Annotated in this window: 25 protein-coding genes and 2 pseudogenes; 14 read left to right on the top strand and 13 right to left on the bottom strand. The window is 53.7% G+C overall.

Going from position 1 to position 26,198, the window contains the following annotated elements; genetic code table 11:
* Positions 1 to 7 precede the first annotated feature (7 nt).
* The 4 genes from sstT to GTGU_RS09210 all read right to left on the bottom strand — a co-directional run bounded on the left by sstT (position 8) and on the right by GTGU_RS09210 (position 4,319).
* Complete coding sequence (gene sstT, locus GTGU_RS09225; RefSeq protein ID WP_038155992.1) at positions 8 to 1,252, bottom strand: serine/threonine transporter SstT; 1,245 nt, start codon at positions 1,250 to 1,252, stop codon at positions 8 to 10.
* Between the two features lie 243 nt (positions 1,253 to 1,495).
* Positions 1,496 to 2,464, bottom strand: coding sequence for a TerC family protein (locus GTGU_RS09220; protein WP_038155990.1), 969 nt, complete (start codon positions 2,462 to 2,464; stop codon positions 1,496 to 1,498).
* Positions 2,465 to 2,746: 282 nt separating this feature from the next.
* Complete coding sequence (locus tag GTGU_RS09215) at positions 2,747 to 3,745, bottom strand: Gfo/Idh/MocA family protein (protein WP_038155988.1); 999 nt, start codon at positions 3,743 to 3,745, stop codon at positions 2,747 to 2,749.
* Positions 3,746 to 3,818: 73 nt separating this feature from the next.
* Positions 3,819 to 4,319 carry a M48 metallopeptidase family protein gene (locus GTGU_RS09210; RefSeq protein ID WP_156964107.1) on the bottom strand — a complete coding sequence of 167 codons (501 nt, stop codon included), beginning with the start codon at positions 4,317 to 4,319 and terminating at the stop codon, positions 3,819 to 3,821.
* A 67-nt stretch (positions 4,320 to 4,386) separates the two neighbouring features.
* Between GTGU_RS09210 and rlmG the strand changes: the two genes are divergently transcribed.
* On the top strand, positions 4,387 to 5,517 hold the full coding sequence (rlmG, locus tag GTGU_RS09205; protein WP_038155984.1) for a 23S rRNA (guanine(1835)-N(2))-methyltransferase RlmG: 1,131 nt from the start codon (positions 4,387 to 4,389) through the stop codon (positions 5,515 to 5,517).
* A 22-nt stretch (positions 5,518 to 5,539) separates the two neighbouring features.
* On the opposite strand, the gene GTGU_RS09200 is transcribed toward rlmG, so the two are convergent.
* Positions 5,540 to 7,561 (bottom strand): NADPH-dependent 2,4-dienoyl-CoA reductase, encoded by a 2,022-nt coding sequence (locus GTGU_RS09200; RefSeq protein WP_038155982.1) that lies wholly within the window; start codon positions 7,559 to 7,561, stop codon positions 5,540 to 5,542.
* A gap of 235 nt (positions 7,562 to 7,796) precedes the next feature.
* On the opposite strand from GTGU_RS09200, the pseudogene GTGU_RS09195 reads away from it, so the two are divergent.
* The 7 genes and pseudogenes from GTGU_RS09195 (at position 7,797) to GTGU_RS09165 (ending at position 12,370) form a co-directional block, all read left to right on the top strand.
* Positions 7,797 to 8,642 (top strand): annotated as a pseudogene (locus GTGU_RS09195) (YPO3983 family protein).
* On the top strand, positions 8,642 to 9,118 hold the full coding sequence (locus GTGU_RS09190) for a DUF943 family protein (RefSeq protein WP_038155978.1): 477 nt from the start codon (positions 8,642 to 8,644) through the stop codon (positions 9,116 to 9,118). The pseudogene GTGU_RS09195 and the gene GTGU_RS09190 overlap by 1 nt, the downstream one beginning before the upstream one ends.
* Before the next feature lie 460 nt (positions 9,119 to 9,578).
* Positions 9,579 to 9,701 (top strand): annotated as a pseudogene (locus tag GTGU_RS25710) (DUF3289 family protein); the annotation flags it as partial.
* Positions 9,701 to 10,174, top strand: coding sequence for a DUF943 family protein (locus GTGU_RS09180; RefSeq protein WP_038155974.1), 474 nt, complete (start codon positions 9,701 to 9,703; stop codon positions 10,172 to 10,174). The pseudogene GTGU_RS25710 and the gene GTGU_RS09180, both read left to right, overlap by 1 nt.
* An 8-nt stretch (positions 10,175 to 10,182) precedes the next feature.
* The gene (locus GTGU_RS09175; RefSeq protein ID WP_169741173.1) at positions 10,183 to 10,704 is read left to right on the top strand and encodes a DUF943 family protein; all 522 of its coding nucleotides are present in this window, start codon (positions 10,183 to 10,185) and stop codon (positions 10,702 to 10,704) included.
* A 311-nt stretch (positions 10,705 to 11,015) separates the two neighbouring features.
* Positions 11,016 to 11,882: a YPO3983 family protein gene (locus GTGU_RS09170; RefSeq protein ID WP_038155971.1), complete on the top strand. Its 867-nt coding sequence runs from the start codon at positions 11,016 to 11,018 to the stop codon at positions 11,880 to 11,882.
* Positions 11,882 to 12,370 carry a DUF943 family protein gene (locus GTGU_RS09165; RefSeq protein ID WP_051857320.1) on the top strand — a complete coding sequence of 163 codons (489 nt, stop codon included), beginning with the start codon at positions 11,882 to 11,884 and terminating at the stop codon, positions 12,368 to 12,370. Before GTGU_RS09170 ends, GTGU_RS09165 begins: the two co-directional genes overlap by 1 nt.
* 96 nt (positions 12,371 to 12,466) lie before the next feature.
* On the opposite strand, the gene lsrK is transcribed toward GTGU_RS09165, so the two are convergent.
* On the bottom strand, positions 12,467 to 14,050 hold the full coding sequence (lsrK, locus tag GTGU_RS09160; RefSeq protein WP_038155970.1) for an autoinducer-2 kinase: 1,584 nt from the start codon (positions 14,048 to 14,050) through the stop codon (positions 12,467 to 12,469).
* Positions 14,051 to 14,085: 35 nt separating this feature from the next.
* Positions 14,086 to 15,057, bottom strand: coding sequence for a transcriptional regulator LsrR (gene lsrR / locus GTGU_RS09155; RefSeq protein ID WP_038155969.1), 972 nt, complete (start codon positions 15,055 to 15,057; stop codon positions 14,086 to 14,088).
* 217 nt (positions 15,058 to 15,274) lie between these two features.
* Between lsrR and lsrA the strand changes: the two genes are divergently transcribed.
* The 6 genes from lsrA to lsrG are packed head-to-tail and all read left to right on the top strand — an operon-like array spanning position 15,275 to position 20,993.
* Positions 15,275 to 16,762 carry an autoinducer 2 ABC transporter ATP-binding protein LsrA gene (lsrA, locus tag GTGU_RS09150; RefSeq protein ID WP_038155967.1) on the top strand — a complete coding sequence of 496 codons (1,488 nt, stop codon included), beginning with the start codon at positions 15,275 to 15,277 and terminating at the stop codon, positions 16,760 to 16,762.
* Positions 16,759 to 17,793, top strand: a complete 1,035-nt coding sequence (gene lsrC, locus GTGU_RS09145) for an autoinducer 2 ABC transporter permease LsrC (protein ID WP_038155965.1) — start codon at positions 16,759 to 16,761, stop codon at positions 17,791 to 17,793. Before lsrA ends, lsrC begins: the two co-directional genes overlap by 4 nt.
* Entirely contained in the window at positions 17,794 to 18,786 is a 993-nt protein-coding gene (gene lsrD, locus GTGU_RS09140; RefSeq protein ID WP_038155963.1) for an autoinducer 2 ABC transporter permease LsrD, read from the top strand.
* A 1-nt stretch (position 18,787) separates the two neighbouring features.
* Positions 18,788 to 19,801, top strand: coding sequence for an autoinducer 2 ABC transporter substrate-binding protein LsrB (gene lsrB / locus GTGU_RS09135; RefSeq protein WP_038155961.1), 1,014 nt, complete (start codon positions 18,788 to 18,790; stop codon positions 19,799 to 19,801).
* An 11-nt stretch (positions 19,802 to 19,812) separates the two neighbouring features.
* Positions 19,813 to 20,700, top strand: coding sequence for a 3-hydroxy-5-phosphonooxypentane-2,4-dione thiolase (lsrF, locus tag GTGU_RS09130; protein WP_038155959.1), 888 nt, complete (start codon positions 19,813 to 19,815; stop codon positions 20,698 to 20,700).
* Positions 20,697 to 20,993, top strand: coding sequence for a (4S)-4-hydroxy-5-phosphonooxypentane-2,3-dione isomerase (lsrG, locus tag GTGU_RS09125; protein ID WP_038155957.1), 297 nt, complete (start codon positions 20,697 to 20,699; stop codon positions 20,991 to 20,993). Before lsrF ends, lsrG begins: the two co-directional genes overlap by 4 nt.
* Positions 20,994 to 21,034: 41 nt before the next feature.
* Here lsrG and hpaA read toward each other — a convergent pair whose 3' ends face one another.
* From hpaA to hpaD, 6 genes are read right to left on the bottom strand one after another with little or no spacing between them, the layout of a single operon-like run.
* Positions 21,035 to 21,925: a 4-hydroxyphenylacetate catabolism regulatory protein HpaA gene (hpaA, locus tag GTGU_RS09120; RefSeq protein ID WP_038155955.1), complete on the bottom strand. Its 891-nt coding sequence runs from the start codon at positions 21,923 to 21,925 to the stop codon at positions 21,035 to 21,037.
* 9 nt (positions 21,926 to 21,934) lie between these two features.
* A complete protein-coding gene (gene hpaX / locus GTGU_RS09115) occupies positions 21,935 to 23,287 on the bottom strand; it encodes a 4-hydroxyphenylacetate permease (RefSeq protein WP_038155954.1) in 1,353 nt (450 codons plus the stop codon).
* A gap of 21 nt (positions 23,288 to 23,308) precedes the next feature.
* A complete protein-coding gene (hpaI, locus tag GTGU_RS09110; RefSeq protein ID WP_038155952.1) occupies positions 23,309 to 24,106 on the bottom strand; it encodes a 4-hydroxy-2-oxoheptanedioate aldolase in 798 nt (265 codons plus the stop codon).
* A 10-nt stretch (positions 24,107 to 24,116) separates the two neighbouring features.
* On the bottom strand, positions 24,117 to 24,920 hold the full coding sequence (gene hpaH / locus GTGU_RS09105) for a 2-oxo-hept-4-ene-1,7-dioate hydratase (RefSeq protein WP_038155949.1): 804 nt from the start codon (positions 24,918 to 24,920) through the stop codon (positions 24,117 to 24,119).
* Positions 24,921 to 24,955: 35 nt separating this feature from the next.
* Positions 24,956 to 25,336, bottom strand: coding sequence for a 5-carboxymethyl-2-hydroxymuconate Delta-isomerase (locus GTGU_RS09100; RefSeq protein WP_038155947.1), 381 nt, complete (start codon positions 25,334 to 25,336; stop codon positions 24,956 to 24,958).
* A gap of 9 nt (positions 25,337 to 25,345) precedes the next feature.
* On the bottom strand, positions 25,346 to 26,197 hold the full coding sequence (hpaD, locus tag GTGU_RS09095) for a 3,4-dihydroxyphenylacetate 2,3-dioxygenase (protein WP_038155946.1): 852 nt from the start codon (positions 26,195 to 26,197) through the stop codon (positions 25,346 to 25,348).
* Position 26,198 lies beyond the last annotated feature (1 nt).

Below are 26,198 nucleotides of genomic sequence, written 5' to 3'. Positions count from 1 at the left end.
GGTTTTTTTAACTGCGCAGGGCGTTTTTCGCCAGACGCTCATCTTCCGCCATACAGGCCGCCGCGGTGAACAGCACGTCAGTGGACGAGTTCAGCGCCGTTTCGCAGGAATCCTGCAGTACGCCAATGATAAAGCCAACCGCCACGACCTGCATGGCAACATCGTTCGGAATGCCAAACATGTTACAGGCCAGCGGGATCAGCAGCAGCGAGCCACCCGCCACACCGGACGCGCCACAGGCACACAGCGACGCCACCACGCTCAACAGCAGCGCCGTCGGGATATCCACCGGAATATTCAGCGTATGCACCGCCGCCAGCGTCAGCACGGTGATAGTGATGGCTGCGCCTGCCATGTTGATGGTTGCACCCAGCGGAATAGAAACAGAGTAGGTATCGCGATCCAGATTCAGCTTTTCTGCCAGCGCCATGTTGACCGGAATGTTCGCTGCGGAACTGCGGGTGAAGAAGGCATACACGCCGCTTTCACGCAGGCAGGTCAGAACCAGCGGATACGGGTTGCGACGAATGCGCCAGAACACCAGCAGCGGGTTGATCACCAGCGCGACCAGCAACATACAGCTTACCAGTACCAGCAGCAGTTGTGCGTAGCCCCACAGCGCCTCGAAACCGGTGGTCGCCAGGGTCGATGACACCAGACCGAAAATACCAATCGGCGCGAAGCGAATCACCAGTTTCACCATGAAGGTAACGGCGTTCGACATGTCGTTCACCAGGTTTTTGGTGGTTTCGTTACCATGACGAAGCGCAAAACCAAGGCCAACAGCCCACACCAGGATCCCAATGTAGTTCGCGTTCAGCAGGGCGTTGATCGGATTTGCGACGGTGCTCATCAGCAGATCGCGCAGCACTTCCACGATGCCTGATGGCGGCGTGATATCGCCTGCGCCAGTGGTGAGATGCAACGTTGACGGAAACAGGAAACTGAACAGCACGGCCGCCAGTGCCGCGGAGAATGTCCCCAGCAAATAAAGAAATAGGATCGGGCGAATACTGGTTTTCTGACCCTGCTGATGGTTAGCGATGGACGCCATGACCAGCATCAGTACCAGCACTGGCGCAACGGCTTTCAGCGCGCCGACGAAGAGGGTACCCAACAGCCCCGTCGCTTCTGCGGCAGGTTTAGAGATCAAGGCCAGCAGAATACCGAGCACCAGACCAACGAGGATTTGTTTGACCAGACTGCCCTGCGCGAGGCGCTTTAGCAGACCCTGAGAAGCGGATTGCGTCATGAATTGTTCCTTGAAAGATGTTGCGTTCCATCACGGCACGTACTCTGCTGTTACGTTTATGTCCGGATGTAAACAAAGGTGTTTGCCTGGTCGAGTATAGAGAAAGATTTCAGGGCGAAAAGCGAGAAATTCTGGAATTATTGCTGATGTCTAATTTTTAAAACTGCGGGATTGCCATCGCGCGTTATGCATGCAGGGGAGTCTGTCGGCCCGGCCACAATGCGCCGCCGGACCATTCAACGCTTATCTCAGCGCCTTCTTTTTATCATTCAATCGGTTAACCACTGCGTTAATCACCAGCGTGCCGATAAGAATACCCCCGACTACACCCAGCGATACGGCAATAGGTATGTGGAAGAAATCGACGATCAGCATCTTGATGCCGATAAACACCAGGATCACCGACAGGCCATATTTCAGCATGGAGAACCGTTCCGCCACGCCCGCCAGCAGGAAGTACATCGCACGCAGGCCGAGGATCGCGAACAGGTTTGAGGTCAGCACAATGAACGGATCTGTAGTGACGGCGAAAATAGCCGGGATGCTGTCGACCGCAAAAATCACGTCGCTCAATTCCACCAGAATCAGCACCAGCATTAACGGGGTGGCATACAGCAGACCATTTTTGCGCACAAAGAAGTGCTCATTTTCAATTTTATCCGTCAGACGCAAATGACCCCGCAGCCAGCGTACCAGCGGCTTGTCGCCAATCCCTTCGTTGTCCTCTTTCGCCAGCGCCATTTTTACGCCAGTAAACAGCAGGAAAGCGCCGAAAATATACAGCAGCCATGAGAACTGTGAGATAAGCCAGCTACCGGTGAATATCATGATGGTTCGCAGCACAATCGCGCCGAGAACGCCATACACCAGTACGCGGCGCTGCAGTGCGGCAGGCACGGAGAAGTAGCTGAACAGCATCAGCCAGACAAAGACGTTATCCACCGCCAGCGCTTTTTCAATCAGATAACCGGTCAGGAAGGCCAGCGCCTGCGGGTCAGCGACTTCGCGCCCTTGCGTCGTCGCCAGATACCACCAGAAGGCGGCATTAAACAGCATCGACAGCGTGACCCACAATATTGACCAGCCTGCCGCCTGCTTCATTGACATGGCGTGCGTGCCACGGCGCCCCTGAAGCAACAGGTCGATAGCCAGCATAACCACCACAACCATGGCGAATCCGCCCCATAACATCGGTGTGCCGACACTATTCATATACTTTCCTTTCTCTTACGTACGTGCAAAAAAAACGGCTACGTCGAAAGACGATAGCCGTTGCTGATTCTTCGCACGGACCTCGCCTTTCGGCAAGGTCTCACTTACAACAAGAAAACCGGGTATTGCGATGCGGATTTCTTATTGCCCGGTAACCGGGTGTGGTTTTGCACACACCGTAATGACGATCCACCGGCAAGGAAGTTACTCCCCTTTGCTCGTTACAAAGTATTACAGGCCATTGATTCCGTCAATGGCCTGTAACAACTCATTTACTCAGCTTTACGCCAGTGCGTCGACGCTCAGATCATCCGCCGGGAATTTCACGCCAGTCTGGCGACGGATTTCCGTCAACAGCTTCGCGGTCGTACGGCTGACGGCGATCCCAGGGTGATTAACTTCACCGGTTTCGACCAGTCGGGCAAAGGTTTCTGCCTCATACAGCATTGTATTAATGTGCTGCGGCTGGGTCAGATCCTGCGCTTTTCCGCCGCGCGGAATAAAGCTCAGCTTCTGACATTCAGAAATTTTCTCGATGACCAGCGAACCAGCTTCGCCCTGGATTTCGCTCGGCTGAACGGAATCGCTGACTTTCGAGTGGTGCAGGGTGACGTCAAAATCACCATAGTCGAGCACCACCGTGCCGTGGGCATCCACGCCACTCTCCAGTAGCGTCGCGCTGGCCTGAACGCCATGCGGTTCACCCCATAGCGCTACCGCAGAGGCGAGACAGTAGAAACCGATATCCATAATCGAGCCGTTGGAAAATGCCGGATTGAAGGTGTTCGGGTTCTCGCCGTCCAGATAACGCTGGTAGCGCGAAGAATACTGGCAGTAGTTCAGAAACGCTTTGCGCAGCTTACCCACTTTGCTGAGGGACTGCTGTAACGTCAGGAAATTGGGCAGGCTGGCGGTTTTGAAGGCTTCGAACAGCACCACCTGGTTTTCGCGCGCCAGGGCGATGGCGCTTTCGGCTTCACGCAGATTCGACGCCAGCGGCTTTTCGCAAATTACATGTTTTTTATGGCTCAGAAACAGGCGTGTCTGGGGATAATGCAGCGAGTTCGGACTGGCAATATACACCGCGTCAATCGCATCGCTTTGTGCCATCTCCTCAAGCGAGGTGAACAGATGTTCTACAAGGTAGTCGTTCGCGAAAGTCTGTGCCTGTTCAAGGCTGCGGGAATAGACGGCGGTGAGCTTGTATTTGCCGGTTTCATGGGCGGCATCGACGAACTGTCGGGTGATCCAGTTCGTTCCAATGACAGCAAAACGTATCATAAACGTTCACGTACTCCATAGCTGGGGATCTTTTGTCACTGTAGCATGCAATGATGACAAAACGAGTGCGCTATCACGCAGAACGATTTAATGAAAGGTGCGTCAGCCACAGGCGGGTATCAAATTCCAGCTGATGGTATTGCGGCTCCATATAGCAGCAGAGCTGATAAAACGCCTTGTTGTGATCCTTTTCTTTCAGGTGCGCGAGTTCATGCACCACAATCATTTTTAAGAATGCTTCTGGCGCATGGCGAAACACGGTAGCGACGCGGATCTCCGCTTTCGCCTTCAGCTTGCCACCCTGCACGCGCGAGACGGCGGTATGCAGGCCGAGCGCATTTTTCAGCACATGGATTTTGTTGTCATACATCACTTTGTTGACTGGCGACGCGCCGCGCAGAAACTGATTTTTCAGATCCTGGGTGTACTGATACAGCGCCTTGTCCGTGGTGATGTCATGCTGACCGGGATAGCGTTTTTCCAGCACCTCGCCAAGGCGGTTCTGGTCAATGAGTGTTCTGACCTGCGTCAGCAGGGATTCAGGGTAGCCCTGCAAGTAAGTGAGCATAATAATAAAAAAGGTTTACATGTGTGGGTAATTAAGCGATAAAACGCGCGAATTTTAGCATCCCGGAGGGGCGATGAGCCAGGCAGAGTTAAACGGTGAGTTTTTCACGTTAGATCGTTTTCCACCCAATGTGGAGGATCCATCGTTACAGGCGTGGGACGCCGCCGATGAGTATCTGCTCCAGCAGGTGGGTGACACCGGAGGCCTGACGCTTATCCTCAACGACAGTTTCGGCGCACTGGCCTGTGCGCTGGCGGAACGTCATCCGGTCAGTATCGGAGATTCTTACATCGCCGAACTGGCGACCGGTCACAACCTGCGAATGAACGGCATTGACGAGTCCAGCGTGACTTTTCAGCACAGCCTGTCGCCGCTACCCTCTGCGCCAACGCTGGTGCTTATCAAAGTGCCGAAACAGCTGGCGCTGCTTGAGCAACAACTGCGTGCGTTACGCGAGGTGGTGACACCGGAAACCCGCATCATCGCCGGGGCGAAAACACGTGATATCCATAATTCCACCCTGGCGCTGTTTGAAAAGATCCTCGGCCCGACCACCACGTCGCTGGCATGGAAAAAAGCCCGGCTGATCCACTGCACGTTCAGTGCGCCTGCGCTTGAAGCGGCATCAGACATTTTCAGCTGGCCGCTCGATGGCACGGATTTCACGATTCATAACCATGCTAACGTCTTTTCCCGCAGCGGGCTGGATATCGGTGCGCGGCTGTTTCTGCAACATTTGCCGGAAGGGATTGACGGGGAGATGGTCGATCTCGGGTGTGGCAATGGCGTGATTGGCCTGCAATTGCTGGCGAAAAATCCGCAGGGGCGCGTGCTGTTTGTCGACGAATCCCACATGGCGGTGGCGTCGAGCCAGCTGAACGTTGAACGTAATCTGCCAGAGGCGATTGCGCGCAGCGAATTTATGGTCAACAACGCGCTGGCGGGTAATGAACCGGACCGTTTCGACGCGGTGTTCTGTAACCCGCCTTTTCATCAGCAGCATGCCATTACTGATCACATCGCCTGGCAGATGTTCAACGATGCCCGCCGCTCGCTGAAATACGGCGGGGCGCTGTACATTGTCGGCAACCGTCATCTGGACTATTTCCGCAAGCTGAAGCGCGTGTTTGGCAACTGCACCACTATCGACACCAACAACAAATTTGTAGTGCTGAAAGCGGTGAAAGTGCGTAAGACGCGGTAAGTACGCATCACCGGGCAAAATGTCAGATTTCCAGCGCCAGTTTCGTGCCCTGTGCAATCGCCCGGCGCGCGTCCAGCTCCATCGCCACGTCACAGCCGCCGATCAAATGCACCGTTTTGCCTTTCTCACGCAGCGGCTGCGCCAGCTGGCGGCGCGGTTCCTGCCCGGCGCAGATCACCACATGATCGACTACAAGCAGTTGCGGTTCGCCGCCGATCAGCACATGCAGCCCGTCGTCGTCGATCTTCTGATAACTGACTGCCGGGATCATTTTCACCCCGCGCGACAGCAGGGTGGTACGGTGGATCCAGCCGGTGGTTTTACCCAGACCCTCGCCGGGTTTACCGGCTTTGCGTTGCAGCATCACGATCTGTCGCGGGCTTTTCGGCAACTGAGGCCCTTCCGGGCGCAATCCGCCTGCAGTATTCAGACTGGTATCGATCCCCCATTCCACGCAGAATTCAGCGATGTTCTGGCTGGTGGGCTCACCCGGCTGGCTTAAATACATCGCCGTATCGAAGCCGATCCCGCCGCAGCCGATGATCGCCACGCGTTGTCCTACCGGGGTTTTATCGCGCAGCACGTCGAGGTAACTCAGTACTTTCGGATGATCAATGCCGTCAATTTCCGGGATCCGCGGTTCGATGCCGGTCGCGAGGATCACCTCATCAAACATCCCCAGTTGATCAGGCGAAACGGTGCGGTTGAGCTGCACATCCACACCGGTAATGTCGAGCATCCGACGGTAATAGCGCAGCGTTTCGTAAAACTCCTCTTTGCCGGGGATCTGTTTCGCGATATTAAACTGACCGCCAATTTCGGCTGCTGCATCAAACAGGGTCACCTGATGGCCGCGGGCAGCGGCATTCACAGCAAATGCCAGCCCCGCCGGGCCTGCGCCGACCACAGCGAGCAGCTTGCGACGCACCGCCGGGTGGACGGGCATTTTCGTTTCGTGGCAGGCGCGCGGATTCACCAGACAGGAAGTGACTTTTCCGGCGAAGATCTGATCGAGACAGGCCTGATTACAGCCGATGCAGGTGTTAATTTCATCGGCGCGATCCTGTTGTGCTTTGCTTAACAGTTCGGCGTCTGCGAGGAACGGGCGCGCCATCGACACCATATCGGCATCACCTCGCGCCAGAATATCGTCCGCCACCTGCGGATCGTTAATGCGGTTGGTGGTAATCAACGGGATCGACACGCTGCCTTTCAGCTTACGCGTCACCCAACTGAACGCCCCGCGCGGCACCGGCGTGGCAATAGTGGGGATGCGGGCTTCGTGCCAGCCAATGCCTGTATTAATGAGCGTGGCACCCGCCGCTTCCACCGCACGCGCCAGCTCGACAGCTTCGGCAACGGTGCCACCGCCCTCGACCAGATCGAGCATCGACAGGCGGTAGATAATAATGAAACCCTCACCCACCCGCTGGCGAACCGCGCGGACCACGTCCACGGCAAAGCGCATCCGGCGCGGATAGTCACCGCCCCATTCGTCAGTGCGCTGATTAGTGCGGGCGGCGAGAAATTCGTTAATCAAATAGCCTTCCGAGCCCATCACCTCAACGCCGTCATACCCCGCCTCGCGGGCAAGTTGCGCACAATGCGCAAAGTCTTCAATCAGCGTCAGGATTTCATCATGCGTGAGTTCATGAGGTTTAAAGCGGTTTATCGGTGCCTGAATCGCAGAAGGCGCTACCGGATGTGGCTGGTAGCTGTAGCGCCCGGAGTGCAGGATTTGCAGCGCGATTTTGCCGTCTTCCTGATGTACCGCGTCGGTAATAAGACGGTGATGCGGCAACTGGCTGGCATCGTTAAGCACTGCGGCACCCTCCATCGTCACCCCGGAAAGCGTCGGCGCAATGCCGCCAGTCACAATCAGCGCCACACCGTGGCGCGCGCGCTCCGCATAAAACGCCGCCAGCCGCTCTGCACCGTCCGGGCGTTCTTCCAGACCAGTATGCATCGAGCCCATTAACACGCGGTTTTTAAGCGTAGTGAAGCCCAGGTCAAGCGGGGCAAATAGCGACGGATAGCGGCTCATAAACGTTTCCAGTATGTAAAATTATTGTTATGTGGTCGGATGAGTTACTAATTTAGCCAGTCGCAGACAAAAGGGAAAACAGGGGAGGTTGTGATTGTGATGGGAATCAAAGAACTGATCCATCAGGGTGACGTCCTGAAGAATGTGACTGTGTGCGTGTTTTTTGCTGGCTGTTTATTCTACTGTTTTGAGCTGACTGTTCGTAACTTATTGATTATTAATGAGGTAAATGGAAGTGGTAAATGATTTCAGCGCATCAATGTATCTTCCCCGCACTCTGTTTGAAACGGTGGCACGTTTCGATGACACAACTGCTGATGACATGCAGTGTGGTGATATGAGCGATCAAGATCTGTTTTCGCTTGGCCTGAGCGATATCTCAGCAAAAGTGGATCCATACCGTCTGATTCACTACGATTTTCCCATGACTTATCAAATGGATAGCATATATAATACATCAGTGTCTGGCAGAAAAATATCACGTGATGAGTGTATTGATATCCTGTTTACCGAGATGAAGGATCTTGTGCAGATGTTTTCATTTTGGGGTGCATATAAGGCACTTATTGTAGAGCTAATTGATCATTTCAGACATAGGAATGGTAGTGGATTTTATAGCCAGCGGTTGAATTTGGCTTTTCATGAAAGGATAAATAGTTATTTCGTTGATAATCCACGCCTGATTATCGAAGGGATCATTCGGGATGAATTTAATTCTAAGCCAGATTCAATCCATTTACCATCGCTTTTAAATTCAATAAAGAGAAGTCTGTTAGAATCTAAGCTACCAAAATTCGATTCAAGAATAGACAGAATTAATGGTTTGGGTATCAGTGTGCACGATATTGCGGTCCAGAAAATAACGCTTGTAAATCTTCAGAGATACGCTATGGGGTGGAGTGCATAAATATTCTTTGAGGCACAAGATCATTTTGGTCTGGATGTTACCGATATTAAGAGCAAAATTTACAGCCAGTTTCGATTTTTCCGCATATGGTTTCTTTTGCAACGACATAAGGATTTTGCGTTTAAACCTTTTTTTACGAGGTTTAACTCAATAGAGAATATTGGACAGTATTGATGAAAAACAAATTTCCGGTAATGTTGTTATGCCTTTTTATGATTGGTGCAATTTATAATTTCTGGACGCTAAGACCCGTAAGTATTTTATATGTTTATTCTGATGGCTATGGGATTGTTAATCTGGTGGTTGATCACATGCCGTTGACTGACAGAGGCAAAATTGGCTGGTACCTGGCGCATCGGGAATACATTCAGTCTACATATCCGTTGTTTCCTGAAATCCGTCATCGCTACTATGTAACGAATGTTGGGGAAGGATTTACTAATCAGGAGAACAGTCCACATGAAGATCTTCGGTGTTTCCCGGCTATCGATAGTAAAAAAAATTGTGTCATAAAAGACTATTTTTTAATCGTTGATGAGAATGTTAATGAAAATACGCGATTTTATGTTTCAGATGGTGAAGTCGAATATCAGATGATGTCAGAGCATAAACTGGAATTTATTCCACGACCTGAAGCTTTGCAGGAATAAACAATGTGGCATCCCGGGGTGCGAGTCTGGGCCGGATAAGCGCAGCGTCGTCCGGTATTTGTTGATCATGTAGCCGAGCGCTCTGCTCATACCAGGCCCAACTGCCAGGTGCCCGCCTGCGGAGGTTATATCTTTGTGATCAGTTTTTTTATGCATAGAGACCGGGAAAGCATCTTTTGTCATACGACCATACTGATATTTTTAATTAAATATAAAATCACTGTCACAAAGATCTTCTTTTCATCGGTAGTAATTCATGGGGTGAATATTAATGAATGATGATTTTGCATTATCTATGGGTTTGCCGGCAACTATTTTCAGAACTATTCACCATAATGAATATGTTGATATCATATTTTATGAAATGAAAGATTTTCCATCCATGTTTTCTCTGTCGGGAAGTGATAAATATACACGTCTTATTGTCGAGATGCTTAGTTATTTCAGACTTGAAAATTGTGATAAATATTACAACCAATTTCGCTTTTTCCGGATATGGTTTTTCTTACAACGGCACAGGGGTTTTGCCTTTAAGCCATTTTTTACGAATTTCCACGCAACAGGGAAAATTGGGGAATATTGATGAAGAGGAAACTTTCAAAACTGCTGTTATATCTGTTTTTAATAGGAGGGATTTATAACTTATGGACTCTACGACCTGTTAAAGTACTGTATGTATATTCGGACGCAGGTTGGACAGTCTCTATGGTAGTGGATCATTTACCATGGACCGACAGAGATAAAATTGCCTGGTATCTGGCTCATCGTGACGAGCTCAAAAGAAAATACCCATTGTTCGATGTTAACTGGCAAACATATTACGTCACTGACATAGGTGAAGGGTTTACTAATTATGAAAAGAGCCCGCATGAGGATCTTCGATGTTACCCGACGATACACACTGAGAATAATTGTATTGTTAAAAATTATCTCTTAATCGTTGATGAATATATTGACAGTAATACCCGGTTATATGTGCCTGATAGTGATGTTGTGTATCAACTTACGCCAGAAAATAAGCTGGAAGTTATGCCTCCTCCTGACGGATGGAGATGATTATTTCGATGAAAAAGAAACTCCTGATCGTCCTGCTCGTATTATTTACTACTATGGCTTTATTTAATGCATGGACATTACAGCAAGTGACTGTTTTGTTTGTTGAAGAAGTAAGGACTGGCGATTATGTCATAGCAGTCGATCACCTTCCGCTAACGGATTACGATAAAATTAGCTGGTTTAATGATAACAAGCAAATGCTACAAAGCCATTATGCCATTTCAATGGAGGACTTTGAAAAGATAACAATAATGGAAGTCGTTGATGGCGTAAAAAGTGTTAATAGCCGTTGGGTCGATGACTATTACTGTTTCAATAGTATTGATAGTGACTATCGTTGCGTGGATAAAAACTTACAGGTTAATATTGCTCGTGCACAAGATAGTACTTTGATATTTTATATTCATAGTATCGGCGGTATTTATGTGCAGGGTGTGGATGGTAGCATGCAAAAAAGCAACTATGAATACTATTTTGATGATTTAAATGATCGATTAGGTGAAAGTCTGAATCGCTGGTTGTTCCGATAGTGCGCCAACAAAAAAACCTGGTAATAATTTTGTAGGCCGGATAAGCGCAGCGCCATCCGGCATTTGTTTACCGAGAAGCCGAAAGTTCCGCGCGCACTAACCCCGGTGCCTGTCACATCGATGTGGTAAAGCCACTGTCCACCAGGCCCAGTTGTTCGCCTGCGGAGGCTATATTTTTGTGATCAGATTTTTTATGCATAGAGACACGAAAAGCATCTTTTGTCATACGGCCACACTGATATTTTTAATTAAATATAACTTAGTATCATAAATATCTTCTTAATCGATAATGATTCACGGAGTGAATGTTAATGAATAATGATTTTGCATTATATATGAGTTTGCCAGAGACTATCTTCAGAACAACGATAAAACATTTCGATGACTCATCATCAGAAGATATGAAATGTGGCGATTTAGATGAGCGGCAACTGTTGTCTCTGGGTCTTGATAATATTTCAGCTAAGGTGGATCCCTACCGTTTAATTCGTTATGACGTTCCGTTATCAAATAACTATAACCGATTATATGGAGAGATGCATCCATTAGAGGTTAAAGGCAGACCGATTAGTCATCAGGAATGTGTTGAGGTTTTATTTGATGAATTGAAAGCATGTTCGTCCGAGTTTACTTTGTTTGGATGGGGTAAGTATTCACATCTTATCACTGAAATGATTGATCATTTCAGATATGGCAATGGTAGCCCTTTTTATAGTCTGTCCCTAAATGACGCTTATGAACAACGTATTATTGAACGTGGTTATAAATCTCCTCTTGTCGTAATAAAAGACACTATTAATAGTGTCTTTAGAAATAACAATAATATCGGAGTGCAGTTGAATCTTTTACAGCAAGTTAAGTTAGATTTGCGTGACTCCAGGTTGTCTAAATTTGATCGAAAAGAAGATAACTACAATGGGCTAGGTATAACTGTGCATGATATACATGCTCAACAAATTGATCTCATTAGATTCCAAAAATTTGCATTAGGCTGGGAGGCGTGGTTACAATTTCAAGCTCAGGATCATTTTGGCCTTGATACTACAGATATAACCAATTCTGTATTTAATAAGTTTCATTTTTTCCGTATCTGGTTTTTTCTACAGCGGCATAGAGATTTCGCTTTTAAACCGTTTTTCACTAACTTCAAGGCCTCGGTAAGACTGAGTGAATATTAATGAATCAAAAATATAGAAAAATGCGATTGTTATTGCTAATCATATTTCTATGCCTGGCAGGTTATAATTTCTGGACACTTCGGGATGTGAAAATTCTCTATACTGATTTTTTCTGGGGTAAAACGACGGTCGTTGTGGTTGACCATTTCCCTATGACTGACAGAAATAAGGTTCAATGGTATTTAGAACATGAAGAAGAGCTTAAGTCACGTTATGAAACAATAAAACCATTTACAACGAAAGTGATCATAATAGATGCCAATGGTGGGTTAGTCAGCGCCAGGGAAAACCCTCATGAGGATTTACGCTGTTTTGATGATATTCCTTCGGATAAAAAATGTGTTATCAAAAATACTGTCCTTATTGTTGATATTTTGGCACAAAGTCTTGTTCATTTTCAAATGGGTTATGGGGGCGCGCTCTATTCATTGGATGAAAATGGAAATATCCAACCCGAAATACAAGAATGGCCACATATGAGTGATTAACGATAAGGGGAAATACGGCAAAGTGATGTTTGAGAGTGCAGTACCAGTAAGCAAAATTTACAGAGGGAAAAAATTTTCCCTCTGTGGAGAGTATTTTTACGGACTGACTGTTCGTTCCTTAAGCCCCGGAGCCTGCCACATCGACGTGGTCAGGCCGCTATCCACCAGACCCAGTTGTTCGGTGTAGACTGCCTGCCATTTCTGCATCATGCCGTCATACAGTTCGCGATGGGTGGGGTTGGGCGTAAATTCCCGACTCCAGCTCACCAGCCGTTCGCCGGCGGAGGCCATGTCGCTGAATAGCCCGGCCCCCGCGCCCGCAGCTATTGCGCAGCCCAGTGCGGTGGCTTCTTTCACTTCGGGGACGCGTACCGGCAAACCAGTGACGTCGCTTAAAATCTGGCTCCATAATGCGCCTTTGGCACCGCCACCTGCAAAGACGAGGCTGTCAAACTGTACGCCGGAGAAGCGGGAGATCTGCGCCAGGTTGCAGGCGGAGACGATAGCGGCGTTCTCTTCCAGCGCACGGAACAACGTCGCTTTGTTGCATTTTTCCGGGTCGATGGAGAGATTGATGAACGAGGGTGCCGCGTGATACCACTGCTTAAAGTGCATCGCGTCAGAGAAAATCGGCATCACGCCGTGGGAACCTGCCGGAACCCGGCTGGCCATCTCTTCCAGCAGGGAATAGGTGTCGACGCCGAGCCGTTCAGCAATCAGTTTTTCTTCCGCACAGAACGCGTCGCGGAACCAGCGCATGGTTAAGCCGGTGAAAAAACTGATCGACTCCGCCTGCGCCATGCCTGGGATCACGTGCGGATTGACGCGAATATTCATGTCCGGATCGGTACGCACCTGCGGCAGGTTCACTACCTGCTGCCAGAAAGTGCCGCCGAGGACGGCAGTTTGCCCGGCACGTACCACGCCCAGCCCCAGACAACCCAACTGCACATCGCCGCCACCCATCACCACCGGGGTGCCTTCCCGCAGGCCGCTTTGCTGCGCCGCTGCTTTGGTCACGGCGCCGAGTACGGTACCGGTCTCTTTCACCGGTGAGAGAATATCCGCGCGCAGCCCGGCCATATCCAGCAGCGCCGGACGCCAGTCGCGGGTGAAGAGATCGAGCATACCGGTGGTGCCTGCATTAGAAGGGTCAACTGCCAGCTCGCCGGACAGCTTCGCCGCCAGCCAGTCGCTGATCATCGTCACCGTTGCCGCGTTGCGGTAAATATCGGGGCGATGGTGCGCCAGCCACAACAGACGCGGCATGGCGCTCAGTGCCAGTGTCTGGCCGGAAACGTCATACACTTCAGATTCAAAACGATAATCATGGATCTCTTTTAGCTCCGCCACTTCACGGCTGGCGCGGGCATCAACGTTCGCGCAGGCCCAGATGGCATCACCGTTGCGGTCGTAGAGCACAATCCCTTCGCGCATCGAGCAGCAGGCGACAGACTGAATATCTGCCGCCGTCAGCCCGGCGCGCTCCAGCGCCTGGCGGATACACTGACAGGCCAACTGCCAGTTGGTAACAAGGTCGAACTCCATTGAGCCGGGGACATTCTCCACGCTCAGGTGCTTCCACTCGGCCTGTCCAACGGCGATCTGCCGACCATTCAGGTCGAAGATCACGGCGCGAATGCTGCCTGTCCCTGCATCTAACGCTAAAAGGTAACTCATGACCAACGCCTCGCTATGTTTGCGCGGCGGCGCAGCTATTGCGCCAGAGCCAGTACCGCGCGGGCTGTCATCTCTTCCGTCACCAGGCCATTGATACGGCGACCCTTCAGTGCGGCATAAATCGCTTCTGCTTTTTCTTCGCCTCCGGCGACGCCCAGGATGGTGGGTAACTGCGCCAGCTCATCGAGGGTTACACCCAGTAATTCGCGGTGGATCTCTAATCCTTCCACCTTTTCCCCTTCGGCATTAATGAAGTAGCCGAGGATGTCGCCTACTGCGCCTTTTCGGGCATACATCAGTTGTTCACCCTCGCTGATATACCCTGAGCGCAAAATGGTAGCGTCACGGCGCTGATTCACCGAGCCGATGCCAACTACCGCGACATCCGCGGCGGTGGCGGCGAGGATCACATCCTGAACGCTCGATTCATGTTTGAGGATGTTTGCCACCTCTGCCGATGAGACGCGCAGCGGAGCAGGGATCATGCTGACGTTACAGGCGGCGTCGAGCTGGCCGATGCCCGTCATATACGGACCAACGCCACCGGAGAGTGTTACCAGGCGCACCTGTTGCGAGCCAATAAACCCGCTCAAATGTTGCAGGCAGCTCATGGTGGCTTCGCCAAAGCCAACGGCGAGCAACTGGTCCGGTTGCAGGACGCCCATCAGCGATTGTGCGGCGCCAATACCCAGACGTACGTTCATTGCCGGGGTGTTCAGTGCGGGGAGAACACGGGTGATCTTCAACCCAAAGCGCTGCTGAAGTTCAGTTTCCAGCGACAGACACCCTTCGTAACGGGAGTTGATCTGTACGCGGATCACCCCGGACTGACGTCCCTTTTCCAGCAGACGTGAGATTTTCAGTCGCGGCAGTCCGAGACGCTCGCCGATGTCGTTCTGCGTTAAGCCATCGTGGTAGTAGCACCACGCCACCCGCGCCACCAGCTCTTCTTCCGCCAGCGCCAGGCCAGCAAAACGTCCCTCATCCATTGCTCTTTTTTCGCTCATAACTGAACTCTTATGAAAATTTAGATCATATGTTCATCATTGTGCGCGCAGAAAGTGTGAACCGCGTGGCAAAAGTGAACTTTTGGCGAGAAGTTAACCATTCCTGAGACGCTAATGGTTAAAAGTGTGATCGCCGCACGATAATAATTATAGATCCCCGACTACGATTTTGAACATTATTAAATTAAAAAATCATTTGTTCAAATGCGGAGCGATGATGACCCCACTGATAGAAGCAAAAGCTATCCGAAAGGCATTTTCAGGTGTGCCGGTTCTGAAGGGCATTGATTTCACATTGCTTTCGGGGCAGGTGCATGCGCTGATGGGCGGCAACGGCGCCGGAAAATCGACGTTGATGAAGATCATCGCTGGCGTCGAAACACCTGACAGCGGCGAGCTCAGCATTAATGGCAAAGCCTTTTCACGTCTGAAACCCGGTCAGGCTCATCAGTTGGGCATCTATCTGGTGCCACAGGAACCGATGCTCTTTCCCAACCTGACCGTGCGGGAAAATATTCTCTTTCGTCTGCCCCGTACCGCCAACACCGACGCGTTGCTCGCTGAAAAGCTGCAACAGCTTAACTGCCAGCTCAATCTGCAGGCCGCGGCCAGCACGCTTGAGGTGGCTGATCAGCAGATGGTTGAGATCCTCCGCGGACTGATGCGTGAGGCACAGATCCTGATCCTCGACGAACCTACCGCGTCGCTGACACCAGGGGAAACGGATCGTTTGTTCAGCCAGATCCGCGCATTGCAGGGGCTGGGCGTGGGCATTGTGTTTATCTCCCACAAGTTACCGGAGATCCGCCAGCTCGCCAGCCACGTTTCGGTGATGCGCGATGGGGCGGTGGTACTTAGCGGCGAGACGGCGCAATTCGACAATAATGCGCTGATCGCCGCCATGACCCCGGCCAGCCGTGAGCATGCACTCAGTGATACGCAAAAACTGTGGCTGTCGTTGCCCGGCAACCGCCGCACGCAGGCGCAGGATTTTCCAGTATTGCGGGTGGAGGATCTGACCGGTGAAGGGTTTATCGATCTCAATCTCGAGGTGTACGCCGGGGAGATCGTCGGACTTGCCGGGCTGGTTGGTTCCGGTCGTACCGAGTTTGCCGAAACGCTTTACGGGTTGCGTCCGGTGCGCGCGGGCAGGATCTGGCTGGAGAATCAGGAGATCAACCGCGAATCCACGGCGGCACGTCTGGCGCGTGGTCTGGTTTATCTTCCCGAAGACCGCCAGGTCTCCGGGTTGTTTCTTGATGCGCCGGTCCGCTGGAACACCGTGGCGCTGAACGAGCCATCCGTCTGGCAGCAGCGTCAACGTGAATCGGCCGTGGTGGAACGTTATCACCGGGCGCTGGGGATCAAACTCAACAGCACCGAACAACCACTGCGGACGCTCTCCGGCGGCAACCAGCAGAAAGTGTTGCTGGCACGTTGTCTGGAGGCGAACCCGTTGCTACTGATTGTCGATGAGCCGACGCGCGGCGTGGATGTCTCCGCCCGCGCCGACATCTACCAGTTGCTGAAAAGCGTGGCGGCGCAAAACGTTGCCGTGCTGATGATCTCCTCGGATCTGGATGAGTTCCCGGGGCTGGCGGATCGGGTGCTGGTGATGCATCAGGGCGTGCTGAACGGTGAACTGTCGCAGCAGGCGATCAGCGTCGATCGCATGATGGCGCTCGCGTTTGGAGGTCATGCATGAAAACGTTGTTTAAAAACCGCGAACTGAGCGCGTTCCTCGCCATTCTGGCGCTGTTTGCCGTGCTGGTGGCACTGAACCCGGCGTACTTCAGTCTGCAGACGTTGGGCATGATTTTCGCCAGTAGTCAGATCCTGGTGTTACTGGCACTGGGCGCCACGATGGTGATGCTGACGCGCAATATCGACGTGTCGGTCGGCTCTACCGTCGGCCTGTGCGCGATTGCCGTCGGGGTAGCGCTGAACAATGGTTACAGCCTGCCGCTGGCGATGGGCTTTGCCCTGGCGATTGGCGCGGTGGCAGGGGCGTTTAACGGCCTGCTGGTGGTTGGATTGCGGGTACCCGCGATTGTCGCCACCCTCGGCACGCTGGGCCTGTATCGCGGCGCCATGTTGCTGTGGACGGGCGGGAAATGGATTGAAGGATTACCGGCCAGCCTGAAATCGCTGTCGGAGCCGGTGGCACTGGGGATTTCCCCCCTCGGCTACCTGGTGCTGTGCCTGCTGGCGACTGGCGCGTGGGTACTGTCACGCACCGCCTTTGGGCGTGATTTTTACGCGGTCGGCGATAACCTCGCTGCTGCCCGACAGCTCGGTGTGGCAGTCAACCGTACGCGGATGCTCGCCTTTAGCCTCAACGGCATGCTGGCGGCCTGCGCCGGGATCGTCTTCGCCGCACAAATTGGTTTCGTCCCCAACCAGACCGGCAGCGGGCTGGAGATGAAAGCCATCGCCGCCTGCGTGCTCGGCGGGATCTCCCTGCTCGGCGGCACCGGCACGCTGATTGGCGCGTTTCTCGGCGCCTTCTTCCTGACGCAAATCGACACCGTGCTGGTGCTGTTCCGCTTACCCGCCTGGTGGAACGACTTCATCGCCGGACTGGTGTTACTGGGTGTGCTGGTGCTTGATGGCCGTCTGCGCCAGGCGCTGACGCGTCACCAGCGGGCGCTGAAATACAGCCGTTTTCAGCCTGGCAACAAAGGCGGAAAAAAAGTTTCTCCTTTTCCAAAGCGTAAGAACAGAGAGGTGGCGTAAATGAAGCTTAACTGGGAAAGCGCGCTGCTGATCCTGTTGGTGCTGGAGATCCTGTTGTTCGGCGCCATCAACCCGCGGATGCTCGACATCAATATGCTGCTGTTCAGCACCAGCGATTTCATCTGCATCGGTATCGTCGCGTTGCCGCTGACGCTGGTGATCATCAGCGGCGGGATCGACATTTCGCTTGGTTCGACGATTGGCCTGTGCGCCATTGCACTGGGCGTGATGATGCAGTCAGGAGTCCCGATGAGCTTCGCCGTACCGCTGACGTTATTACTTGGGCTGGTGTGTGGTTTGTTTAACGCGGCGCTGATCCATTACACCGGCATCAATCCGCTGGTGATCACCCTGGGCACACTTTATCTCTATGGCGGCGGCGCGTTGCTGCTTTCCGGCATGGCCGGGGCGACCGGGTATGAAGGCATTGGCGGTTTCCCGGACAGCTTCACTGCGTTCGCTAACCTGACAGTATTTGGCCTGCCGGTACCGCTGGTGATGTTCGCGCTGATCACCCTCTTTTTCTGGGTGATTACTCATCGTGGGCGCTTTGGCCGCCACCTGTTTCTCATCGGGCAGAACCCACGGGCAGCGCGTTATGCCGCGCTGTCAGTCAACGGCATGCCCTACGCGCTGTACGGCATGGTAGGCGTGGCGTCGGCGATTGCGGCGCTGGTGATGGTCTCCTATTTCGGCTCGGCGCGTTCGGATCTCGGTCGCGACCTGCTGATGCCTGCGCTGACAGCCGCCGTGCTGGGCGGGGCAAATATCTACGGAGGTTCAGGTTCTGTGCTGGGTACGGCGCTGGCGGCGTTGCTGGTGGGGTATCTGCAACAGGGTTTACAAATGGTCGGCATCCCCAACCAGGTGTCGAGCGCGTTGTCCGGTGCGCTGTTGGTGGTGGTGGTGATGGGACGCTCGCTGAGTCTGCACCGTGAATGGGTGCGTACGGCATGGCGTCGGGTTCTCTCGCGAAAAACAATCGGAGCATGAGATGAAAGCAAAACTGATGGTGCAACTGAGTGCGCTGGCGCTGGCCATGAGCGTGGCAACCGCCCAGGCCGCAGATCGTATCGCCTTTATTCCAAAACTGGTGGGGGTAGGGTTCTTTACCAGCGGCGGCAATGGCGCGAAAGAGGCGGGGAAAGCGTTGGGCGCGGATGTGACCTACGACGGACCGACCGAGCCGAGCGTGTCCGGTCAGGTGCAGCTAATCAACAACTTCGTCAACCAGGGCTACAACGCAATAATCGTCTCCGCCGTATCGCCGGATGGTCTCTGCCCGGCGCTCAAACGTGCCATGCAGCGCGGCGTGAAAGTGCTGACGTGGGACTCAGACACCAAACCGGAATGCCGCAGCATTTACATCAACCAGGGGACGCCGGAACAACTGGGCGGCTTGCTGGTAGACATGGCGGCAAAACAGGTCACTAAACCGGCGGCAAAAGTGGCGTTTTTCTACTCAAGCCCGACAGTGACCGATCAGAACGCATGGGTGAAAGAGGCAAAAGCCAAAATCGCCAAAGATCACCCGCAATGGCAGGTGGTGGCAACGCAGTTTGGCTATAACGATGCGACCAAATCGCTGCAAACCGCCGAAGGGATCCTGAAAGCGTATCCGGATCTGGACGCGATCATCGCTCCGGATGCCAACGCATTGCCCGCAGCCGCACAGGCGGCAGAAAACCTGAAGCGTGAAGGAGTGGCGATTGTCGGGTTCAGTACGCCGAACGTCATGCGTCCGTATGTTGAGCGCGGAACGGTGAAAGCCTTCGGTCTGTGGGATGTGGTACAGCAGGGCAAAATTGCAGTCAACGTCGCCGATCATATGTTGAAAAAGGGCGATCTTAACCCTGGTGACAGTGTTGAGGTGAAAGATATCGGTACGCTGAAAGTCGAGCCAAACAGCGTACAGGGTTATCAGTATGAAGCGAAAGGCAACGGTATTGTGCTGCTGCCGGAGCGGGTGGTGTTCACCAAAGAGAACATCAATAACTACGATTTCTGATGGGGGAGAAGATGGCTGATTTAGACGACATCAAAGACGGGAAAGATTTTGGCATTGGTACGCCGCAGAAAAACGCGCTCTATACCCTGAAAGGCTGCGGTTCGCTGGACTGGGGAATGCAGTCGCGACTGGCGCGTATTTTTAACCCGAAAAGCAATCGAACCGCGATGCTGGCGTTCGATCATGGCTATTTTCAGGGGCCAACCACCGGGCTTGAGCGTATCGATCTCTCCATTGCGCCGCTGTTTCAGGAAACCGACGTGCTGATGTGTACGCGCGGCATTCTGCGCAGCCAGGTGCCGGCGGCGACCAACAAACCGGTCGTGCTACGCGCGTCGGGCGGCAACTCGATTCTGACCGAGCTGTCCAACGAGTGCGTGGCGGTGGCGATGGAAGATGCGCTGCGCCTCAATGTATGTGCAGTGGCGGCGCAGGTCTATATCGGCAGCGAACACGAGCATCAGTCGATCAACAACATCATCAAACTGGTGGATGCCGGTAACCGTTATGGTATGCCGGTACTCGCGGTCACCGGTGTCGGCAAGGAGATGGCGCGCGATGCCCGCTATTTCTCTCTCGCCAGCCGCATCGCTGCAGAAATGGGCGCGCAGTTCGTGAAAACTTACTATGTGGAAGAGGGCTTTGAAAAAGTCACCGCCAGTTGCCCGGTACCGATTGTGATTGCCGGTGGTAAAAAACTGCCGGAACACGAGGCGCTGGAAATGTGCTGGCGGGCGATCGACCAGGGCGCTTCCGGGGTGGATATGGGACGCAACATCTTCCAGTCCAGCGCGCCGTTGTCGATGCTGAAAGCGGTGAAAAAGGTCGTTCACGAGAACATGAGCGCCCGTGAGGCGTTCCAGTTCTGGCAGGAGGAAAAACAGGGAGAAGGCAAATGAATGTGACGCTGGTGGAAATCAACATTAAACCGGAACGGGTGGACGAATTTCTTGCGGTATTTCGCGCCAACCATGAAGGCGCGCTGACGGAGCCGGGCAACCTGCGTTTCGATGTGTTGCAGGACCCCGAGGTCAAAACGCGCTTTTACATCTACGAGGCGTATAAAGATGACGCGGCCGTGCTGGCGCACAAGAAAACCCCGCACTATCTGGCCTGCGTGGAAAAACTGGAAGCGTTGATGTCCGAACCGCGTAAAAAACGGAGCTTTATTGGATTGTTACCGGAAGTGTAGTGATTCCCTTCACCTGACCCTCTCCTCCGGGAGAGGGTTTCCTACGACACCGGCACCTGTTTTGCGCGATACGCACTCGGCGAGCAGCCCGTCAGGCGGTTAAAAAAGCGGGCGAAATAGGCCGGATCTTTAAACCCCAGTTGCCAGGCGATTTCATTCACCGCGCTGTCGGAGAAGAGCAGTAGTCGTTTGGCTTCACGCATTTGTCGGTCGAAAATCAGTCGCTTGGGGGGTCGGTTGGCGAAACGACGGCAGATATCGGTCAGCCGCGATTCGGTGATGTGCAGTTCGCGGGCATAATCCGGCAGCGTCCAGTGCTGATGGTAGTGCACGTCAATCAACTGAGTGAATCGCTGGAACAGCTTCAATTCGCCACGCATACCGCTGGCGGCGTGGTCGTCGAGTTTCGCATTACGCAGCAACAGGGTGAACACCGCCTGCGCCAGCAACACCAGTGTGTGCTCGCGCCCTGGCAGGCCGGCGGTGGATTCCCGTTTAATCAGTTGCCAGTAATGTGCCAGTGCTGCCAGTTCCTCGGGTTTTTCGGCGAGCGACAGGCAGATCCCCGGCAGGCCGAACGTTTCCCGCGTGCCGGGGTAGAGGACTTCCAGTAGCGGCCAGACCAGGTCTTCGCGTACCGTCAGTACGTGGCCGTCGCTGTCCGATTCAGTGATAAACGCGTGCGGTACCGACGGCGGCGTCAATACAAACAACGGCGCCTGTACCGAGTAGCGATGATCATCAAGTTGTAGCTCAATCTGCCCGGTATCGAGAAAGTGCATCTGGAAAAACTGGTCGTGGCGATGCGCCTGCATGTCGCGGCCAAAAAAGGCCGCCATGCGGGCAAACGACTGATAATGCACATCTTCGCTGCCCAGACTTTCATCGTAGTCTTTGCTGATATCGATGTTGGCGATAGTCGGCTGGCACATGGCGGCTCCTTAGTGGATCTTCTGCGGTGCCATATCCGCTGCGCGTTGGCGGCTTTCCTGCTGCGTCATCGGAATGCGCGTCAGCACCAGCGCCCCCACAATCAGCAATCCGGCAACGAACCACAGCCCTGAACTGAAGCTGCCGGTGGCATCGCGCAGAATCCCGATAAGCAGAGGGCTGACGGCGGATCCCACATTACCGATGGCGTTGATCACCGCCAGTGCCACCGCGCGTGACTGCAGACTAATCACCTGATCCGGCGTGGTCCAGAATATCGCCATGGCGGTAAACGATCCGGTGGAGGCCATAATGATGCCCAGCAGCTGAATCAGACTGTGATCGGTGGCCGAGGCCAGCAGCCATCCTGCAGCGGCGAACAGATAGGGCAGAATGGTGTGCTTTTTTCGCTCTTTTAACCTGTCCGAACGACGGCTCCACCAGATCATGCCGAGGATAGTGCAAAACTGCGGGATCGCCGCCAGCAGGCCAATCACAATATTGCTGCTGCCGGTGTTAAAGCTTTGCAGGATCTGCGGCGTCCAGATGTTGATGGCGCTGAGCGTGTTGGTCAGGCAAAAATAGGCCAGCGTGTAGAGCAGCACCGCGGGCGTCAGCACTTCGCGCAGGGTGGAACGCGACGCGAACGACGGCGTCACCGCCACTTCCTGTTCGCGGGCGATCATTGTCTTAAGCGTCTGTTTCTCCTGCTCATCTAGCCAGGTGGCCTGATCCGGCGTATCGTTGAGGAAAAACCAGGTCACCACGCCGAGCACGACAGACGGTAATCCTTCCAGCAGGAACAGCCACTGCCAGCCTTTCAGATTCCACAGGCCGTCGAGCGCCAGAATATAGCCGGAGAGGATTGAACCGAGCATCATCGTCACCGGCATGGCGATCATGAATAACGCATTGGCGCGGGCGCGGTGATAGGCCGGGAACCACCATGTCAGGTAGACCAGGATGCCTGGCAAAAAACCGGCTTCCGCAATGCCCACCAGCATGCGCAGAATGTATAACGTATGCGGGCTGGTGGCGAACATCGTACAGGTAGACGCGATGCCCCACACCACCATGATCCCGGCTATCCAGCGGCGTGCGCCGACTTTTGCCAGCATGATGTTGCTCGGGATCCCGCACAGCACATAGGTGACGTAAAACAGCGTCGCCGCCAGGCCAAACATGGTGGACGTCAGGCCCAGATCTTTGCCCATCGTCAGCCCGGCGAAGCCGATGTTAATGCGATCAAGAAACGAAAAAACAAACAGAATAAAAAGAAAAACGATCAAACGACGGAACAGCTTATTAATAACGCGATGCTCAACATCTTTATTATCATTAGATTGCAGGGTAGAGGTCGTCATGATGCGCTCCACATCGTACGGTTAGTAGACGGATTTATTGTTATTGCCTGACATAACCGGTGTATCGATAAAACGCGCCGCTAACGCTTCAGCGGCGCGGGCGAGTAAGGTGGTATCCACCCCGACGGCGACAAACAGCGCGCCGAGTTCAAGGTAGCGTTTCGCTAACGTTTCATTAGCCATCAGAATGCCCGGCGCTTTGCCGGCGCTCAGGATTTGCGCGATGGCGCGCTCAATGGCGGCCTGCACTTCCGGGTGCTGCGGATTTCCGGCAAAACCCATGTCGGCGCTGAGATCTGCCGGACCGATAAACACGCCGTCCACGCCATCAACGTCGAGAATTTGCGGCAGGTTTTTCAGCGCTTCCCGGGTTTCGATTTGCACCAGCACGCACATGGTGTCGTTGGCGTGTTGCAGATAATCCGGGATGCGGTTCCAGCGTGATGCCCGCGCCAGCGCACTGCCCACGCCGCGAATACCGGCGGGCGGATAACGGGTGGCGCGAACCGCCAGCCGGGCTTCGTCAGCGTTTTGTACCATCGGCACCAGCAACGTCTGCGCGCCAACATCCAATAACTGTTTGATCTGTACCGGATCATTCCACGACGGGCGCACCACCGGCTGGCTGCGGTATGGCGCGACCGCCTGCAACTGAGTTAATACCGTCTGTACATTGTTGGGCGCATGTTCTGCGTCGATCAGCAGCCAGTCAAAACCGCTACCGGCTAACAGTTCAGCGCTGTAGCTGCTGCACAATCCCAGCCACAGGCCGATTTGCGGACGACCCGCTTTCAGTGCGTCTTTAAAGGCGTTATTCATGCGCATCTCCTTACACAAAGCGGCAACTAATGGCGCCCATGTTGCCGTAATCGACGTGGAAGGTGTCGCCCTTACGCGCCGGCACCGGGCGGGTAAATGAGCCGCCAAGAATGATTTGCCCGGTTTCCAGTTGCACGTCATGTGGCGCCAGTTTGTTGGCCAGCCATGCCACGCCGTTGGCCGGATGATTCAGCACGCCCGCCGCGACGCCGGTCTCTTCGATCACCCCGTTGCGGTAGAGCAGGGCGGAGATCCAACGCAGATCCAGCGCATCAGGTTTAATCGGGCGACCGCCGAGGATCACTCCGGCGTTGGCAGCGTTATCAGAGATGGTGTCGAACACTTTGCGTGGGCGTTGGGTTTCGGGATCGACGTTGTGGCAGCGGGCATCGATCAGCTCCAGTGCCGGGATCACATAGTCAGTGGCGTTGTACACATCGAACAGTGTGCAGTTCGGGCCGCGCAGCGGTTTCGCCAGCACAAACGCCAGCTCGACTTCGATGCGTGGCACGATAAAGCGATCGGTCGGAATGTCGCTGCCGTCATGAAAAAACATGTCATCGAGCAGCGCGCCGTAATCCGGTTCGCTGATCTGCGAGCTGGCCTGCATCGCTTTGGAAGTCAGGCCGATTTTATGCCCCTTCAGCACGCGCCCTTCGGCAATTTTGAGGTCAACCCATTCACGTTGCACGGCATAGGCGTCTTCAATGGTGATGGTCGGGTAATCGAGCGAGATCGCACGGATTTGCTCACGCGTTTGTTCCGCCTGATGCAGACGATGCGCAATCAGGGTGTGGGTGTGTTTGTCGAGCATGTCGATGTCCTGTTGTATTGCCGGGTGGCGCTGCGCTACTTAAATAAGGCGTGTACGTTGTTCTGCTTGTAATTGAGCGTCGGGTGCAGCTCTTCGATTTCGAAAGAGAGCGCCAGATAGCGGCTCGCCATCAGTGCGGCAAAATGAGTTTTTATCAGCGCGAACAACTGCTCGCCAACCTGCTGGCGGCTCTCCAGGCTACGGCCTGCACCGATTTTCAGTGTCATATGTACGAAGGCATAATCATGCTTACCATCGGCCATTTGCCAGGTATCGAGCCACAGCGCGCGGCTGCGGATCCCGCCGATCGGGAAAATGCTGGTGGCGGCGAGCGCGTCGTTCACTTTGGCGAACAGACCCGGTAAGTCGGCCTGCTCGCGGATGTTCTCGGTACATTCAGCGATAAAATGCGGCATGATTATTCCTTACTCAGACAGCGGGAAAACGGCGTTCACCTGACCGGTGCCGGAACTGGGAAACAGGTCGGTGATAAACTCCACCTTGCCGTCGTAGTTGTCCCAGCCCAACAGGCCGAGCAGCATCACGGTGTCGTGCATGTTGCCTTCGCCGTAGCAGTAATCGGCGTATTCCGGCAGCATGCTGCAGAACTCCTTAAATTTGCCCTCGCGCCACAGCTTCACCACGCGTTCGTCCATCTGGCGGTCGAATTCGCGGGTGTAGCTGTTCATTCCTTCTTCCGCGCGCTGATCGTCAATGAACCGATGCGACAGCGACCCGCTGGCGAGCACTGCCACGGTACCGTCGTATTTTTCGATGGCGCTGAGAATGGCTTCGCCCAGCTTGCGGCTGTCGGCAAAATCGTGAACCGTGCAGAACGCCGAAATCGAGATCACCTTGAAATGCCGGTCGCTGTTCATGTAGCGCATCGGTACCAGCGTGCCGTACTCCAGTTTCAGGCTCGGGATGTTGTGCGCTTTGGCGCGCACGCCGCGCGTAATGGCTTCGTCGGCGATAAGCTGACCGAGCGCCGGATTGCCATCGTATTCGTAGGTCAGATCGCGGATAAAATGCGGCAGTTCGTTGCTGGTGTAGACTCCCGCGAAATGATCGGCGCAGTTAATGTGATACGCGCTGTTGACCAGCCAGTGGGTGTCGAAAACAATGATGGTATCGACGCCCATTTCGCGGCAACGCTTGCTGATTTCTTTATGCCCGTCGATCGCCGACTGGCGACAGCCGTGGTTTTTTCCCGGCAGTTCAGAAAGATACATCGACGGAACGTGAGTGACTTTGGCGGCTAACGCTAACTTTCCCATC

It is taken from the genome of Trabulsiella guamensis ATCC 49490, from assembly GCF_000734965.1.
Classification (GTDB): Bacteria; Pseudomonadota; Gammaproteobacteria; order Enterobacterales; family Enterobacteriaceae; genus Trabulsiella; species Trabulsiella guamensis.
The sequence above is the reverse complement of the archived record's forward strand: the minus strand, read 5'-3'. Positions and strand labels throughout refer to the sequence as shown.